The following is a 16,222-nucleotide window of genomic DNA, read 5'->3' as shown; positions in this document are numbered from 1 at the left end:
AGCGCGCGGTTTTCGCAAGCGCTGCCACTGCAAGGCCGGAATGTTGCATCACAAAGGCACGATCTGCCATTTGGTGCGTTGGGACGAGGAATCGCGTGGGTAAGCACACATGAACCAAGACAACCGCCTGCTGGGCGCCGACTTTTTGCGCGCAACGGCCTGCATGGGCGTGCTGCTGCATCATCTCGCGTTCCGCATGGACATGAACTCCGTGCCCGAAGCGATCCAGCCGGTGCTGCGGTTTCTGGTCTATGGCAGCTTTGGTGTGTCGGTGTTCTTTGTCCTTAGCGGCTTTCTGCTGGCGCGGCCATTTTGGCTGGCGCTCGACGGGGGAAAGCCCATGCCATCGATGCGGACCTATGCGCTGCGCCGGCTGGCGCGGATCGTGCCTGGGTTTTGGCTGGCGCTCATCGTCAGCCTTTGCCTCGACCTGATGCTGGGCGGCAAAGTTTTGGATGGCGAGCGGATCATTCGGTTTGTCGCGGGTCTCTTGCTGGTCAGCGATTGGCATTGGGTGACGCTCTTTCCAGTCGACAATAATGGGCCGCTTTGGTCCATCGGCTTCGAAGTGACGGCCTATCTGCTTCTGCCGCTCGGAATGGCGGCTCTGTTTGCAGCAAAGGCGCGGGATTGGCCGGCGCGGCTGCTTTGGATTGGCGTGATTGCCGTCGTGCTGCTCGTTCATTGGATGGCGGTGCAATGGGCGCCGATCGACGAGGTGGAACGCGGCTGGAATCATGGCCTCGTCGGTGGCGCCAAGGCCTGGATGCCGCGCTTCAATCCGATTGGGTTTTTTGCGATTTTCGCGCTGGGTGGGCTCGCTGCGGGCGTGCAAGTGCTGGTGCAGCGTCATAGGGGTGTCGCCATGGATGTTATCGGCGGGCTCGCCGTATTGTCGACGGCGGTCATTCTCGCGCTCAATATTGGTGGACTATCCGAGGGGTTCGGCTGGCTTGGGATTCCCTATGCCTTTCCGATCATGCCGATGGCGGTTGGGGTAGCTCTGATCGCCCTGCCCTCTTCGGTCTATCTCGGGCGGTGGCTCGACATTGCACCTCTGCGCTTCATCGCCAAGATTTCCTTCGGCATCTATGTCTGGCATTTCCTGATCATGTGGCTGATCGAAAAGCTGGTGCCGGGCGCGTTCGACACGTCGGGGGACACTGGCTGGGAGACATGGCTGCAGACGAGTGGCGTCGTCATTGCGGTGACCTTTGTCGTGGCGACGCTGAGCTTTTATCTGCTGGAGCAGCCAGCGGTGCGTTGGGCGCGGAAGCTGGAGCAACCCGGCAGGCGAGGTGAGGCGCCGGCCGGGATCAAGACGGCTAGTTGAGAATGCCGATCGAGAGATTGAGGAGGCTCGCAAAGCTCACCCAAGCCAGATAGGGCAGGAACAGCGAGGCGGCGAGACGATCGCGCTTCCAAGTGATGAGGATGAAGCCGACGATCGTGAGCCAAAGCAGCACGATGATGGCGAAGGCCGGCCAGATCATCTGGCCGATGAACCAGACCGGCGACCAGGCCCAGTTGAGCGCCATCTGGGCGTACCAGAGCTTCATCGGCGTGCCGGTCGGGTTGTCCATGAACATGCGCCAGCCGGAAATGGCGATCAGCACATAGAGGGTGAACCACACCGGCCCAAAGATCCAGTTGGGTGGATTGAAAGGCGGCTTGGTGAGGGATTCGTACCAGGTGCCGGGTATGGACTGGGTGCCGATCAGCGCGCCGACGCCTATGACGACGAGAAGGAAGGCGCCGAGGACAAGCCATGACCGCGGCGTTTGGTGGTGGGTGGTGGTGGCTGACATGAGCCTGCCCCTTGTTCGTGGATGACTGATCCTAGAACGTAGGGAAGTTCGCCGTGGTTCACTTCACGCCTTGCGTAGCAGGTGGCAATAAAAGCCATCCGTGCCGGTACGATGCGGAGTGAGAAGGACGCCGCCAGCGGGGGTCGCAAGACCAGACGGGATATCGGTGATGAAGACGCTGCGCCATGCGGCAGCAATGTCGACCGATTTGAGTTCTGGATGCGCGGAGAGAAGCGCTGCGACCTGATCGTCGTTCTCTTCGGGGAGGATCGAGCAGGTGATGTAGACGAGCGTGCCGCCGGGCTTGAGGTAGCGCGTAGCCTCTTCAAGGATCGCGGCCTGGTCAGCCTGGCGCTGGGCGAGAAGTTCGGGCGTCAGCTTCCATTTTGTGTCCGGGCGGCGGCGCCAGGTGCCCGTGCCGGTGCAAGGAGCATCGACGACGACGCGGTCCATTTTGCCAGCGAGATCATCGAGTGCGCCTTGCTCCGGGGCACGGACCTGAGCATTGCGCACGCCATTGCGCTTGAGGCGATCATAAATGGGCGCGAGGCGATTGCGATCGCTGTCATAGGCAAAGATCTGGCCCTTATTGCCCATGGCCGAAGCGAGTGCGAGGGTCTTGCCCCCTGCCCCGGCACAGAGATCGAGCACCTGATCGCCGGGCTGGGCGCCGGCAAGGGCCGACACCATCTGGCTACCCTGATCCTGTACTTCGAACCAGCCTTTTTGGTAGCCCTCGTCGGTCGTGACATTTGGTGTGCGCGCATCACCAGGGCCAGCCGGCATGGTGAGGCCAAGAAGCGCGTATTGGGTTTGCTGGGGCGAAAAGCGAGCGAGCGACTTGGCGACCTTTTCCGGCGTCGCTTTGAGGGCATTGACGCGAAGGTCGAGCGACGGTCGGCCGGCCATCGCCTGGCCCTCGGCGGCAAGGTCTGTGCCGAAAGCGCGCTTGAGGGACGAGGCAAGCCATTCGGGAAAATCGGCCTGGACGATATCCGGCGCGGCTTCGACCTCGGCATGTGCGCCGGCTTGTTCGAGCGGGGTCAGCGGCGCTGGGGCGTGGCTGTCGTCGGCGAACATTGCGGCGAGGGTTTCGGGCGTTTCGCCCCAATGGCGGAGGACAGCCGCGAGAACCAGCGCGCGCGGCTCGTGGCTGCCCATCGCGAAAGCATACGAGGCGCGGCGCCGCAACGCGTCATAGACGAGATTGCCGATAGCGGCACGATCGCCGGCGCCGGCAAAGCGATTGTTGAGGCCCCAGGCTTTCAGCGCCTCCGAGACGGGACGCTTGCGGGTTTCGACATCGGAAAGGACATCGATGGCGGCGGCGATACGGCCGGGAAGGCGCATGGGTCAGATACTCGGGGCGAGAAGAATTTTACCCACGAGCCATAGCCAGAAGAGCACCAGCACCGCAAGACCGGCCGAATAGACCATGAAGCGATGGAGCACATGATTGCTGGTGATGTGGATGGCGGCATGAACATAGCGCAGGACGACGAAAGCCCAGGCAAAGAGCACTTCAACCCAGCCAACGAAGCCGATCTGTAGCGCGAGAAGCGCGGCGACGAAGAAGAGAATGGGGAGCTGGAACTGATTGTCGAAATTGTTCGACAGCAGCCTGGCGCGCAGCGGATAGGCCGAACGCTCGACGGCAATGTCGGCCATCGGGATTTCGCCGCTTATCACGCGTGGCACGCGCTCGCGACCCATCATGACGAGGATGGCGACCGCAAGGAGAACCTGGGCGGCCATGGCGAGGACGAGGAGTTTTTCGGTAAGGGGCATGGCAGGGTCCGGTCGATTGCGCTGAGGCAGTAACGGGGCGGAACGCAAAATGGTTTGGCGGGGAACGCAGATGGGGGTGACCGCCGTTGCCTTGGCAAACGAGGAGCAAGGCCATGGCCCAGGACGATCACGAGGATATCTACAAGCAGTTTTCCGAGGCGGTGAACATGACGCCGGCCAAAATCGACAAGTGGCTTGAGACTGAGGAGAGCAAGGAAGTCGGTTGGCCGAAGGACGGCGACAAGGAGTCCGTAGGGCACCATTCAGGACGGCGGATTGTCGAGATCAAGCACAAGAAAAAGGCCGACCTGACCGACGCGGACTATGCGCATATGAAGAAGGTGGTCGGCTATGTGCATCGGCATCTGGCGCAGAAGCCCAAGGGCGACATCAAGGAAACCCCTTGGCGCTATTCGCTGATGAATTGGGGGCATGACCCGCTGACCGACTGACCAGCGGGCCGAAACGGTCAGCGACCGCTACGATAGTTCGGGGCTTCGCGGGTGATGGTCACGTCGTGGACGTGACTTTCGCTGAGCGCGGCACCGGAGATTTTGACGAAGGTGGCGTTCTCGCGGAAGTCCTTGAGCGTGTGCGCGCCGGTATAGCCCATCGAGGCGCGGAGGCCACCGGCGAGCTGATGGAGCACGGCGCCGACTGGGCCCTTATAGGGTACCTGGCCTTCGATGCCCTCGGGCACGAGCTTCATTTGATCGCGCACATCCTGCTGGAAATAGCGATCGGCAGAACCTGCACCCATGGCGCCGACCGAGCCCATGCCGCGATAGGATTTGTAGGAGCGGCCCTGGTAAAGGAACACTTCGCCCGGCGCTTCATCGGTGCCGGCGAGCAGCGAGCCGACCATGACGCAGGAGGCGCCACCGGCAAGGGCCTTCGCCATATCGCCCGAGAACTTGATGCCGCCATCGGCGATGACCGGAATGCCCTGCTTGTGGCCCTCCTCGGCGCAGCCCATGACGGCGGCGAGCTGAGGCACGCCGACGCCGGCGACGACGCGGGTGGTGCAGATCGAGCCCGGGCCGATACCGACCTTGACCGCGTCTGCGCCGGCATCGATCAGCGCCTTGGTGGCTTCGGAAGTGGCGACATTGCCAGCGACGATGCGGGTGGAGTTGCTCTCGCGCTTGACACGTTCGACGGCTTCGGCGACGCGCACCGAGTGGCCGTGCGCGGTGTCGATGACGAGGAGATCAACGCCGGCATCGATCAGCGCGAGGGAGCGCTCAAAGCCATTGTCACCCACGGTTGAGGCAGCAGCGACGCGCAGGCGCCCCTGTGCGTCTTTGACGGCGTTCGGGTGAAGCTGGGCCTTTTCGATGTCCTTGACGGTGATGAGGCCAATGCAGCGATAGTCTTCGTCGACGACCAAGAGCTTTTCGATGCGGTGACGATGGAGGAGAACCTTTGCCTCTTCCTTTGAAACACCCTCGCGAACCGTGATGAGGTTCTGGTGCGTCATCAGTTCGGAGATCGGCTGGGCCGGGCTCGAGGCGAAGCGCACGTCGCGGTTGGTGAGGATACCGACGAGCTTGCCGATGGCGCGACCGCCGGAGCCGCCATTTTCGACGACCGGAATGCCGGAAATGCGGCTCTTCTGCATCAGGGCCAACGCATCGGCGAGGGTCGCATTGGGGCCGATGGTGATGGGATTGACCACCATGCCGCTTTCAAAGCTCTTGACCATGCGGACCTGCTCGGCCTGTTCGGTCGCCGTCAGGTTCTTATGGATGACGCCGAGCCCGCCGGCCTGCGCCATGGCGATGGCCATATTGGCTTCTGTGACCGTATCCATGGCCGAGGAAATGATCGGTAGGTTGAGCGCTATGTCCTTGGTGACATAGGTCGCAATATCGGTTTCGGTCGGCAGGATATCGGAGCGCGCGGGCTGGAGCAGCACGTCGTCGAATGTCAGCGCATATTCGCCGGTAATGGTGGTAATAATCTTCGCCAAGGCCAGACCCTTCCTGCCTTCTGAACTCATTCAGAGATGATGGAATATGAACCGGCGGAGCAAAGCTGCGGGTTCAGGTTGGCGAGGGTCAATAGCATCGGGGCCTCGGCTTGCATAGGGCCGCGCGGGACGGGAGGAATGCGTTTGGGCACCTAGCTCAAGAGGGTCCCAAGTGCTATCAGGAAAAGGTTTGGGGCATTGAAAGCGCTGACGCTTTGCCAAAAGCCTCTCTGGCGACACGAAAATCCTGCCCTGAAATGCCACTATTGACTGGCGCCGCCCGTTTCATCGGCTCATAGTCTCCAGGTCGCATTCGCGGCATTTTCCGATTCATAGGGATTGGTCCCTTGATCCGCGTTACACCGCTCATTCTGGCGGTCGCCCTGTTCATGGAACAGATGGACTCGACCGTCATCGCCACGTCTCTGCCCGCCATCGCCGCCGATATCGGTAGCGATCCGATTGCGCTGAAACTGGCATTGACCGCCTATTTCGTAGCGTTGGCGATCTTTATCCCCTTAAGCGGATGGATGGCGGACCGGTTCGGCGCCAAGAACATTTTCCGGCTCGCGATCTTCATCTTCATGCTCGGCTCGCTCGCCTGCTCTTTTGCGTTTTCGCTCGAGAGTTTCGTGATCTCGCGGTTTTTCCAGGGGATCGGCTCATCGATGATGACGCCGGTCGGGCGCTTGCTGCTGGTGCGTTCGACGCCGCGCAATGAACTGGTTTCGGCCATGGCCTGGCTGACGGTGCCTGCGCTGATCGCGCCGGTGACCGGCCCGCTCATCGGCGGATTTTTGACGACCTATCTCTCGTGGCACTGGATTTTCTGGATCAATATTCCGATCGGAATTGCTGGGATCATCCTTGCTGGAATTTTCCTCCAGGTGCCGGATGAGCGAACGCCGCGGCCGGTCGATCTCATCGGTTTCTTTATTGCCTCAGTGGCGTTTTCGGGCACCGTGTTTGGGCTCTCGGTGATCAGCCTTCCCGCGCTGCCAATCATCTACGGTTATCTGACGATCGCGGTGGGCGTCACGGCGGGCATCTTCTATTTCCTCCACGCCAAGCGGACGCCCTATCCGCTGCTCGACCCAAAGCTTCTTCGCCACCGCTATTTTCGATCCTCGATCACGGGAGGCTCGTTCTTCCGCGTCGGGGTTGGCGCCATTCCGTTTCTGTTGCCGCTCATGTTGCAACTTGGTTTTGGGCTCACCCCGTTTCAATCGGGTGCCATTACGTTCGTGTCCGCCATCGGCGCGATCGTAAGTAAATTTCTCACCGAATGGCTCTACGCCCGGTTCGGCTTTCCGCGCGTCCTGGGCCTAGCCGCGATCTTCGGCGGACTGTTGATCGCGGCGCAGGGCATGTTCACGGCCACGACGCCCGTGCCGATCATGATGGCTGTTTTGGTCGGTGGCGGTGTCTTGCGATCGGTCTTCTTCACCGGCTCGAATGCGCTCGGCTATGCCGACGTGTCGGACGAGGAAGCCAGCCAGGCGACCGCGATCGTCGCGGTGTGCCAGCAGCTATCGGTCGCTTTCGGCGTCGCCGTGGCCGGCGGAATTCTGGAAGTGTCGAGCCGCTTCACCGGCGGGCATCTCTCGGTACTCAATTTCCAGATCGCCTTCTTTACGGTGGGCGCCCTCAGCGCCCTCGCCAGCGTCGTTTATCTCACCCTACCCAAGAACGCCGGCGCCGATGTTTCGGGCCACCGCCGCTATATCAAGGAGTAGCGGCGGCTCAGCCGGCGCCTGATCTCTCGTGAACCGTAGTACACCCCTGATCCTCGCCACGGCCCTGTTCATGGAAAACATGGACTCGACCGTCATCGCGACCTCGCTCGCCGCCATCGCAGCCGATATCGGCACCGATCCGATCTCGCTGAAACTAGCGCTAACGGCCTATCTCGTCGCGCTCGCCATCTTCATCCCCATTTCGAGCTGGATGGCCGACCGCTTTGGCGCGCGCCGCGTGTTTCGCATCGCCATGCTGGTCTTTATGATCGGTTCGATCTGCTGCGCCTTTTCCGGCTCCCTCGCCCAGTTTGTCGGCGCTCGCTTCATCCAGGGGATGGGCGGGGCGATGATGGGTCCGGTGGCGCGACTGGTTCTGGTGCGCGCCACGCCGCGGCATCAATTGGTCGACGCCATGGCCTGGCTGACCATTCCGGCGCTGATCGGCCCGATCGTCGGGCCGCCCTTTGGCGGATTTCTGACGACCTATTTCTCGTGGCACTGGATTTTCATCATCAACGTGCCGATCGGAATTTTGGGCATCGTGCTGGTCGGCTTCGCGCTGCCCAACGAACATCGTAACAAGCCCCGCAATATCGATGGACCGGGCTTCGTGCTGGCAGGTCTCGCCTTTGCGCTCTTTGCCTTCGGCTGCTCCGTCGTCAGCCTGCCTGCCCTGCCCCCGATCTATGGTGTCATCTCAGCCATTGCCGGCATGGTGCTCGGGGTCTTCTACACGCGCCACGCGCTGCGGACGGAATTTCCGCTGCTCGATCTGCGGCTGTTGCGGGTGCGAACCTTCCGCATCGCCATCGTCGCCGGCACTTTCTTCCGCCTCGGGCAGGGCGCGACGCCGTTTCTCTTTCCGCTGATGCTGCAATTGACGTTCGGCTTCTCGCCCTTTCAAAGTGGTATGGTGACCTTTGTCGGCGCGATTGGCGCGCTGGTCGCCAAATTCGCCGCCAATTGGATGTTTGCCCATTGGGGTTTCAAATATCCGCTCGTTTGGTCGACCGCGATTTCAGCAGCTGGCATCTACGCGATGGGGCTCTATACACCCGAGACGCCCATCCCGCTGATCCTGGCGCTGCTGACCTTTATCGGGTTCTGGCAATCGACCTTCTGGACCGGCTCCAACGCCTTCACCTTCGCTGATATCGAAGACAAGGACGCCGGCCAGGCCAATGTGATCAGTCAGGTCTGGGGCCAGTTGATGTTTGCCATGGGCGTTGCTGTGGGCGGGGGAACCTTGGAACTCGTACACCGGATGCGCGGCGGCGGCGAACTGGCGCTGATCGACTTCCACATTGCGTTCTATGTGGTCGGGACCGTGGGGCTGCTGGCGACAGTGCTGTTCCTGTCGCTGCCCAAGAATGCCGGGCATCAATTGCTCAAAAACCCACGCCCGCACTGACTCGAGTGTGACCCTCAAGACTTTGTGCTGAGGTGTGCAGCAAAGCGCATCTGGATGAGGGCCAATGACAAAGACGCGTCATTCGCCTTCGGTCTCACCCCGCCATTCGGGCATAGCCCTCATGGCCTCGTCGCCTGAAATCACTCCACTGGAGTGATTTCGCCTTCGGCCGGCGCCGAGCCCTTAAAGCCCTTTGCGACCAGATAAGCTTCAGCCGACTCGCTGCGGCTCGATGGTGGCTTGACGTGCATGGTGGTCTTGAAGTGGCGCTTGAGCATATGCAGCAGCTCATGCTCGGTGCCACCCTGAAAGACCTTGGCAACGAAAGAGCCGCCGGGATTGAGCACCTGGATCGCGAAATCGGCAGCGATCTCGATCAGATGGACGATGCGCAAGTGGTCCGTCGGGCGATGACCAGTCGTCGGCCAGGCCATGTCGCTGATAACCGCGTCGGCCTTGTGACCGCCGAGAGCGGCAAACAGCATTTCGGGCGCGTCGTCCTCGGTGAAATCCTTCTGGAGAAGGACGACGCCAGGGATCGGGTCCATTTCGAGATAATCGATGCCGATGACCAAGGGATTTTCGGCCGTCGAACCCACGGCCTTGGCCGCAACCTGCGACCAGCCGCCGGGCGCCGCGCCAAGATCGACGACGCGCATCCCCTTCTTGAAGAGCTTCTGCTTTTCGTCAATTTCCTTGATCTTGAAGGCCGCGCGCGAGCGTAAACCTTCGGAACGGGCACGGGCGACATAGGGGTCATTGAGCTGGCGCTGCAGCCATTTCGTGGACGAGGTCGTGCGTCCCTTGGCCGTCTTGAGCCGGATTTTGAGGTCACGGTCGGATTTGCGTCCGCCTGTGCCGAGGGCTTTATCCACCATGTCCGTTCCTCCGCTTTGGGCGGCTCGGCCGCTTGTGAACCTTATCTGCATCCATCAGGGAAATCAGGATGCCTTCGCGCAAGCCACGATCGGCCACGCGCACGCGCTCGGTCGGCCATTCGCGCCGAATGGCTTCGAAAATGGCGCAGCCCGGCAAAACCAGATCGGCGCGATCCCGGCCAATGCAGGGATGGGTGACGCGACGATCAAACGGCATATTGAGCAGCACACGCATGATCTCGTCGACCTCGCCGCTCTTGAGCCAGAGACCATCGACCTTTTGGCGCTCATAGCGCTCAAGCCCGAGGTGAAGACCGGCAAGCGTCGTAACCGTGCCCGAGGTGCCGATCAAATGCACCGGATGGGTCGCGATCATCTGGCGGAGCTTTTCGCGGCCGCGGAACTGCTTGAGATGCTCAGCAACGAAAGCAACCATCGCCTCGAACACGTCGGGCGTCACATCGACGCCGCCAAAGCGTTCGGCGATGGAAACGACACCCACCGGCAGCGACTGCCAGGAGCGGATCGAGGCCGACATGCGGCCCTGCGAGCGGGGACGGCCACCGCGAAAATCGAGCCAGGCCAGTTCAGACGAACCACCGCCGATATCGAACATCAACGCGCCCTGGGCGCTATCGTCGATGAGGTCGGCACAACCCGTGACGGCGAGCTCGGCCTCGGTACGACGATCGACGATTTCGAGCTCGATGCCGAGCTCGTCCTTCACGCGACCGAGAAATTCCGGGCCGTTTTCAGCAGCACGGCAGGCTTCGGTCGCAATCAGACGCATGCGCGTCGGCTGGTGATCGCGCAGCTTGTTGCGGCACTGCTTCAGCGCTTCCATGGTGCGTTCCATGGCAGCATCGCCAAGACGACCGGTAACTGAAACCCCCTCACCCAGGCGCACGATGCGGGTGAAGCCGTCGAGCACGCGGAAACCGTGGTCATGCGGGCGGGCAATCAGCAGGCGGCAGTTATTGGTCCCAAGATCGAGCGCTGCATAAAGCGGCCCTCGTGCGCGCCTTGGCGCATGCGACGTCCGCGGCTCCGCCTGATGTGGCGCAGCCGAGCCCCTTTCCTTCCGATCGGGGCCGGAAGGCGTGCGGAGCGCCGTGCCGGTCCGGGCGACCGACAGGGCAGCGGACCGATTCGAATCGGTCACTTGGTTCTCCTGACGCTGCGCGGTCGCTGGCCAGCATTGCCGGCCGCGCCCACAGCGCAGCTTTTGTGTTGCATTGTTGAAAAAGACGGTACTTGAACGGGACGCGGAGCGCAATGCACACATTCATTGGGCAAACCTGCGCCCTAACCGCTTGCAATCCGCTTCTGCTTTGTCTAATGGAAACCCGCGCCGCCAAGAAGCTCAGGCTTCACCACCGAAGCGGCCGGCCAGCAGGCCCTGCTGGGGAATAGTTCAACGGTAGAACAGCGGACTCTGACTCCGTCGATCTTGGTTCGAATCCAGGTTCCCCAGCCAATTCTCCCTAAGCCTTTGAAATCGCAATAAGTCCTTGGTTTCCGGGGGTCTTAGCGCGTGTCACTGTACCACTTTAGTGATCCACTTTTGGTCCGCTGGGAACATTCGTGTGCATCTGATGTGGGGCTTCATAATAGCGCCTGGGGTTAGGAGAATTCTCTATGCCTACAGGCTCAAACCTCAAACGCCGCGGTGCAATCTACTATGCCCGCCAAGTCGTCCCGACCGACCTGCAAGCCACATTGCGCACGCGCGAGATGCTGCGGTCACTTAACACCACAGACCGAAGAACCGCGAATGTCCGCAAGCTCACCGTGCTAGCTGACTGGCAGGATCAGTTTGCCCGCCTGAGACGCCAGCGGGACATTACCGAAGAAGATTTCGCCGTCGCGACGTGGGAACATTATGCCACTGAACTTCGGCAAGATGAGATCGATCGGATTGTGCCGGGATTGAATCGAGGGGCAACAAGCCTCATCCGGGACCACTACCTTTCAGAGCTGCGCAAGCATTTAGGATTGGGTGAGACGGTACTGATGCATTGGGCAGCGGACGCCTACATCACCAAGAACCAGCTCAAGGTTGAGAAAGGCAGCGGGCAATATCGGGAGCTATGTTTCCGATTAATGCGGGCTCAAATCGAAGCGGCGCAGCGCGCCGGTGAGCGTGACGCTGGCAACTACAGTGGTCTTCCCGTTGATCCGATTGTTACGCGCCCTGCAGCGACTGCGGAAGTCGCCAAGCCCGGCGAAAGGCTGATGGATTTGTTTGAGCGCTACGCAAAGGAAAATCCCAAGCGCATCACCAAGGCCAATATGGACGATACCCGGAAGGACATCGGCACTTTTGTGGAGCTAATGGGGCCGGACTTTCCTGTCACTAAGCTGGACAAGAAGGCGGCGCGCGAGTGGAAGGGCCTGCTTATGCGCTACCCACTGCGCGCAAAGGAGCGCTCGATTTTCAAGGGCATGAGCTTCAAGGAAATCATTGAGGCTAACGGGCGCCTACCTAAGCCTATCGCATGCATCTCCCCCAAGACGGTCAACAGCTACATGGCAGGTTTCGGGGGCTTCTGTAACTGGCTGGCAGCGCACGACTACATTCCGACCAACCCTTTCTCTGACATGTATCTGTTGGTGGACAAGACCAAGACCAATGTGCGCCCCTTCACTGACGAAGAGCGCAAGGTGCTGTTCGCCTCTCCTCTCTTCCATAGCTGCAAGAGCGATATGAAGTGGCATGAGGTCGGTGCCCACAAGATCAGGGATCACCGCTATTGGCTCCCGCACGTGATGATGTATTCGGGCGCGCGGCCCGGTGAGATTGCCCAGCTCTTGGTGGATGACGTTCGCCAGATGCACGGCGTATGGGTGATGCACTTCACCGACGAAGGCGACGAAGAAAAGAGCCTCAAGACCAAGGGCTCAGTTCGCGTTGTGCCCGTGCATTCCAATCTGATCGAAATGGGATTTATTGAGCATGTGGAGCGCGCGCGGAATGCAGGCGAGCGCCGTGTGTTCCCGGAAGCAGAGCGCAATGAGCGCGGCCAGATCGCTGCCAAGTTCGAGAAGAAGTTTGGCATTTACCTTGGGAAGCTGGGCTTGAAGGACGGGCGCGGGCTCACCTTGTATAGCTTCCGCCATGGCTGGGCCGATGCGATGCGCAGGGCAGGTTTCATGAATGACGATTTCAGCTTCCTGATGGGGCATCAGTCGGGTGACGCAGGTCAGACACTTCACTACGGCGCGTTGCCGCAGGGGACGTTGCAGCAGCGTGTGGAGCTGATTGAGGCAGCAACCTATAACTAGCCTGCCCCTACTTCATATCCTTGAACAGCGCCTTCACAACGAACACCGCCAGACCGACGATCTGCGCCAAGTTTTGTGCAAGTAGGACAGGCAACAGCCATTCGTAGTCTGTGAAGTCCCAGACTTTGCCCCCGACCAACCCGAGCAAGACCGACTGGAAAGCAACCATCAAGAACATTACAAACATGAGGAAGTTGGACCACCTGCCCTTGTGCTTGTAATGATCCTGAAGGGCGCGCAGACGAACATAGTTCATCTCCTGATCGGTCGAGTGACGCCAAAAATCATCCTCAAACGACGCCTGTAAGGCGTCGTCCTCAATTTCGGCAGTCTCTTCCTTTAGCTCGTCTACTGACGGCAGCTCTATCGCGTCTTCCGTCTCCTCAGGCGGCTCGTCCTTAACCATTCTTAAGGCGATTTTCCATCATGGCGCGAGACACGCCGAAAACTTCGGCTAGCGTCGAAACTGGAGAATTACGAACGGGGTCGAGAAGCCGTTTTGGCACCAGCAAATTTGCGGCAAAGCAATTTGCTTCGCGCTCAAAAATATTGGACGCCTCTACCGACTGAAAGCGTGGCAAGACAGGATACCGGCTAGGATCACGCAAAAACACTTCACGGTGCATCACCCAATGACCTAGCTCGTGCGCCATCGTAAATAGCTGGCGCGTGCGAATGTCCTTCGCGTTTACGTAAAGCCTACGCGCTTCAAAGTCGCAAAAACCCGCTACAGTATCTGAATGCTTTCCGAAATCGGAAAAGACCACATTTACGCCGGTCTGCTCGGCAATCTCCAGGACGGGAATAGGTGGTGTAGAATAACGGACAGTGAGTGCATCAGCTCGCGCCTGGGCGAGCTTATAGCGAGGGCGCGCAGGCACCTCCGCAATAATTCCCTCATCCAACATAGCCATGCTCCTTACCGGCGCGTAAACACCGGCCCTCCCAAGAAGCGCCGACTCAAATTTACGCGCGTTTATACACGCACACAATATGTTCACCAAATGGTCTACACGCCACCTAATGACACGCATAGTTTATATGCGCCTACTGAACGGCGGCGGGGATAAGTAAGTTCAATAGCCTGTGGTCCCGTTGAGGCCAAAGCGACGTCAAGCCACTTAGGTCGGGCGGCGCAGGTGTTTCGGACTACCTAATTTAGGGCGGCGCTAAAACGCTTCGGCCCTGTCATCGTGCCAAGCCGTTGCCCAGATGGTACGGATAGCATCGGCAAGATCAGGCCGGTCACTGATCGACTTTTCGAGGGTATCCACGAAGCCTTCGCGCGAAACACCTCCAACGCGGTAAGACTCTTCCGCCTCGATGCACTCGGTCAATTCGCTTTCATGCTTCACCCGCAGCGCATTTGCCTGCTCGCGCTGGTTACGGCGGCTGCTAGTGAAGTCGTCGGGGATTGCCGCATGGGTGGATTCAGCCATGTTGTGGCTCCTATTGCTGGTGCTTGTGGTGAATGCGTGGGAGTGGCGAGGCCCTTAGGCCTCGCCTAATGCTATTGGTCATAGCTTCGCCAACGTGCGCCCATGGGCGCAGTGGAAGGTTATGAGCGCACCCCTACAGTGCCGTCTCAATTACGTTATAGGCAGCAAGTGTGCGGGATGCGCACGATTTAGGGCGAGAGCGCAATTAGGCTGCGTCCGCCTCAAAATCTGCCCGGAAGCGCTCAGGCCAGACGCAGAGCTTGCCCAGCCCTTCAAGCATCTGATCCACGCCAGGCGCGCTACTATGCTCGTCGTCGCAGATACCAAGCGCAGTGCAAAGTGACGGCTTGGCAGCAATAAACTCAGCGAGAGCAAGCCAGTCGTTGTCGGAAACAAAATGGTCGGTGTGCAATTTTCGCCCCAAATCGGTGAGGCCAAATCACTAGCACCCAGAACCTCCGAAAGCTAACAAGTAAGTATTTACTTATTTCGAAGCTTTCTTTCGCGATCTTTCCTTCGTATTTCTTCTCTTTGCCCTTCAGTTAGGTTTTTCCGCCTTTCTTGCTGAGCAAGCTTATTCTGCAACTTTCGGCTTTCCGAAGTGGCTTTGGTATAGGATCGCACGGTTGTGCCCGCCAGACGCGCTGCCTCTTGGCGCTCTTCCTTGCGCTTGAGATTGTACGCCTCATTCTCTTCAGCCCGCCACCGATCGGTCTTTTGCCACTCCCGCTTATTTTGGTTGTAACGGGTCTTGTTTTCCTTGGCGTCGTCAATCCAGTTCCTCGCCGCTTCAGCAAGCTCAGCGAGCCGGATAAACTCCAATTCGGCCTCAGTAAGTTTAGGGAGCGCCTCTTCACTCCCAACAGGCTTGTGAGTAGAAGCTTGCGGCTTTACGGGATCATCGCGCAAAGCGTCTAACTCGGCGAAAGTCTTTTCGCGAGAAGGGCGTATGTTCAATATATGTTGACGATCTTCTTCGATTGTCATAGAATTCAGCTACTCCAAAATTTCGCCGATTATGGATTGAAACAACCCCGGTGTTCCTGCATCGGGGTTGTTTGTTATGCAGCAGCTTTTTGGATTAGTTCGGCCAAATCACGCGCAACCGAAAAAGCCAACGTCCGCTCGACGCCGTTCTCTCCCTTGACCTTCACGGACGGCCCGCGACGGCTCAAGCCCACGACATGAGCACCGCTGAACATTTCCGAGACGTGCCGCGCTGCTAGCCCAATGTTCTCGCCTTTCGGGCTGGCGAACCAGCGGAGGCAGATTGCATACGCTTGCGCCAACTCCACGCTCATCACGCGCTGGAAATCTCCGAAGTCCACGGTGACTAGATTCGCTTTACGGCTCACCTCGATCCCCGGCACGCCGGGAGCAACGTGTCCACCCTCTACCGCCCATCCGATGAGCAGGGCGACGGCATCCGCGACGGAAGGCAAATTGTGGTCTTTCATGATCTTTCGGAGCTGGGCTTCCCGCTCGTCGGGAATAACTATGTGCTTGGGCATAAGGGCATATCCGTTTCAAATTCCGTCAGCATCGTACATGTTACCATGTATTTAATCAAGGCGACCGAAAGGACTGCATTCTCGCACTTTCCGTCAGCATTTTGGTTAGAATGAGGTTTCCAAGCGCGAGATATAGCGTCCTCCGTCAGCAAAATGGCGGACAAAAATTCCGTCAGCATTTTTGCACGTATGTAGGTTATAATAATAGTAAGAGACAATAGACTATAAGAGTCCGCCATTTTGCTGACGGAATTCTCTGCGGACGCACTCGGGCCTTCGGCCCTCACTGCGCGGCCCTCCGGGCCTTGCCGCGATCCTGCGGATCGCGACTAGGTACTGCACCGCTTTCCGAAGAGGTTATCAGGTTCCGGCAAGCGCGTTTCTGCAAATT

The 16,222-nt window shown here is 59.5% G+C and carries 17 protein-coding genes and 1 tRNA gene; 6 read left to right on the top strand and 12 right to left on the bottom strand.

Features of this window, described 5'->3' with window-relative positions:
• Positions 1 to 109: 109 nt before the first annotated feature.
• Positions 110 to 1,333: an acyltransferase gene (locus ASE94_RS14305; RefSeq protein ID WP_062630967.1), complete on the top strand. Its 1,224-nt coding sequence runs from the start codon at positions 110 to 112 to the stop codon at positions 1,331 to 1,333.
• Here the strand turns inward: ASE94_RS14305 and ASE94_RS14300 are convergent.
• The 3 genes from ASE94_RS14300 to ASE94_RS14290 form a co-directional block, all read right to left on the bottom strand.
• A complete protein-coding gene (locus ASE94_RS14300) occupies positions 1,326 to 1,808 on the bottom strand; it encodes a TspO/MBR family protein (protein ID WP_062630966.1) in 483 nt (160 codons plus the stop codon). The two genes, ASE94_RS14305 and ASE94_RS14300, sit on opposite strands and share 8 nt — an antisense overlap.
• Before the next feature lie 63 nt (positions 1,809 to 1,871).
• On the bottom strand, positions 1,872 to 3,158 hold the full coding sequence (locus ASE94_RS14295) for an RsmB/NOP family class I SAM-dependent RNA methyltransferase (RefSeq protein ID WP_062630965.1): 1,287 nt from the start codon (positions 3,156 to 3,158) through the stop codon (positions 1,872 to 1,874).
• Positions 3,159 to 3,161: 3 nt separating this feature from the next.
• Positions 3,162 to 3,596, bottom strand: a complete 435-nt coding sequence (locus tag ASE94_RS14290) for an MAPEG family protein (RefSeq protein ID WP_061907182.1) — start codon at positions 3,594 to 3,596, stop codon at positions 3,162 to 3,164.
• A gap of 113 nt (positions 3,597 to 3,709) precedes the next feature.
• Here ASE94_RS14290 and ASE94_RS14285 point away from each other — a divergent pair, with 113 nt between their 5' ends.
• Entirely contained in the window at positions 3,710 to 4,048 is a 339-nt protein-coding gene (locus ASE94_RS14285; RefSeq protein WP_061907183.1) for a DUF3140 domain-containing protein, read from the top strand.
• Positions 4,049 to 4,065: 17 nt separating this feature from the next.
• On the opposite strand, the gene guaB is transcribed toward ASE94_RS14285, so the two are convergent.
• Positions 4,066 to 5,568: an IMP dehydrogenase gene (guaB, locus tag ASE94_RS14280; RefSeq protein WP_062631353.1), complete on the bottom strand. Its 1,503-nt coding sequence runs from the start codon at positions 5,566 to 5,568 to the stop codon at positions 4,066 to 4,068.
• A 347-nt stretch (positions 5,569 to 5,915) separates the two neighbouring features.
• On the opposite strand from guaB, the gene ASE94_RS14275 reads away from it, so the two are divergent.
• On the top strand, positions 5,916 to 7,304 hold the full coding sequence (locus tag ASE94_RS14275; RefSeq protein ID WP_082461225.1) for an MFS transporter: 1,389 nt from the start codon (positions 5,916 to 5,918) through the stop codon (positions 7,302 to 7,304).
• Positions 7,305 to 7,332: 28 nt separating this feature from the next.
• Positions 7,333 to 8,718: an MFS transporter gene (locus ASE94_RS14270; protein WP_062630964.1), complete on the top strand. Its 1,386-nt coding sequence runs from the start codon at positions 7,333 to 7,335 to the stop codon at positions 8,716 to 8,718.
• A gap of 140 nt (positions 8,719 to 8,858) precedes the next feature.
• Here the strand turns inward: ASE94_RS14270 and ASE94_RS14265 are convergent, their stop codons facing one another.
• Both ASE94_RS14265 and ASE94_RS14260 read right to left on the bottom strand, forming a co-directional pair.
• The gene (locus tag ASE94_RS14265) at positions 8,859 to 9,596 is read right to left on the bottom strand and encodes an RlmE family RNA methyltransferase (protein WP_061907186.1); all 738 of its coding nucleotides are present in this window, start codon (positions 9,594 to 9,596) and stop codon (positions 8,859 to 8,861) included.
• Positions 9,586 to 10,758 carry a Ppx/GppA phosphatase family protein gene (locus ASE94_RS14260; protein WP_062630963.1) on the bottom strand — a complete coding sequence of 391 codons (1,173 nt, stop codon included), beginning with the start codon at positions 10,756 to 10,758 and terminating at the stop codon, positions 9,586 to 9,588. Before ASE94_RS14260 ends, ASE94_RS14265 begins: the two co-directional genes overlap by 11 nt.
• A 241-nt stretch (positions 10,759 to 10,999) precedes the next feature.
• Here ASE94_RS14260 and ASE94_RS14255 point away from each other — a divergent pair.
• Positions 11,000 to 11,073 (top strand) — tRNA-Gln (locus tag ASE94_RS14255).
• A 161-nt stretch (positions 11,074 to 11,234) separates the two neighbouring features.
• The gene (locus ASE94_RS14250) at positions 11,235 to 12,881 is read left to right on the top strand and encodes a site-specific integrase (RefSeq protein ID WP_062630962.1); all 1,647 of its coding nucleotides are present in this window, start codon (positions 11,235 to 11,237) and stop codon (positions 12,879 to 12,881) included.
• Positions 12,882 to 12,888: 7 nt separating this feature from the next.
• Here the strand turns inward: ASE94_RS14250 and ASE94_RS14245 are convergent, their stop codons facing one another.
• From ASE94_RS14245 to ASE94_RS14220, 6 genes are all read right to left on the bottom strand, one after another.
• A complete protein-coding gene (locus ASE94_RS14245) occupies positions 12,889 to 13,287 on the bottom strand; it encodes a hypothetical protein (protein ID WP_062630961.1) in 399 nt (132 codons plus the stop codon).
• Positions 13,280 to 13,795, bottom strand: coding sequence for an ImmA/IrrE family metallo-endopeptidase (locus tag ASE94_RS14240; protein ID WP_162236097.1), 516 nt, complete (start codon positions 13,793 to 13,795; stop codon positions 13,280 to 13,282). The genes ASE94_RS14245 and ASE94_RS14240 overlap by 8 nt, the downstream gene beginning before the upstream one ends.
• A 255-nt stretch (positions 13,796 to 14,050) precedes the next feature.
• The gene (locus tag ASE94_RS14235) at positions 14,051 to 14,320 is read right to left on the bottom strand and encodes a hypothetical protein (RefSeq protein ID WP_062630959.1); all 270 of its coding nucleotides are present in this window, start codon (positions 14,318 to 14,320) and stop codon (positions 14,051 to 14,053) included.
• A 205-nt stretch (positions 14,321 to 14,525) separates the two neighbouring features.
• Positions 14,526 to 14,732 carry a hypothetical protein gene (locus tag ASE94_RS14230; protein WP_062630958.1) on the bottom strand — a complete coding sequence of 69 codons (207 nt, stop codon included), beginning with the start codon at positions 14,730 to 14,732 and terminating at the stop codon, positions 14,526 to 14,528.
• 68 nt (positions 14,733 to 14,800) lie between these two features.
• On the bottom strand, positions 14,801 to 15,307 hold the full coding sequence (locus ASE94_RS14225; RefSeq protein ID WP_062630957.1) for a hypothetical protein: 507 nt from the start codon (positions 15,305 to 15,307) through the stop codon (positions 14,801 to 14,803).
• 74 nt (positions 15,308 to 15,381) lie between these two features.
• Positions 15,382 to 15,831: a hypothetical protein gene (locus tag ASE94_RS14220; RefSeq protein ID WP_062630956.1), complete on the bottom strand. Its 450-nt coding sequence runs from the start codon at positions 15,829 to 15,831 to the stop codon at positions 15,382 to 15,384.
• Between the last annotated feature and the right edge of the window lie 391 nt (positions 15,832 to 16,222).

Source organism: Devosia sp. Leaf64 (genome assembly GCF_001421945.1).
Taxonomy (GTDB): Bacteria; Pseudomonadota; Alphaproteobacteria; order Rhizobiales; family Devosiaceae; genus Devosia.
Note: the sequence above shows the minus strand (reverse complement) of the source record. Positions and strands in the feature narration are given on the sequence as shown.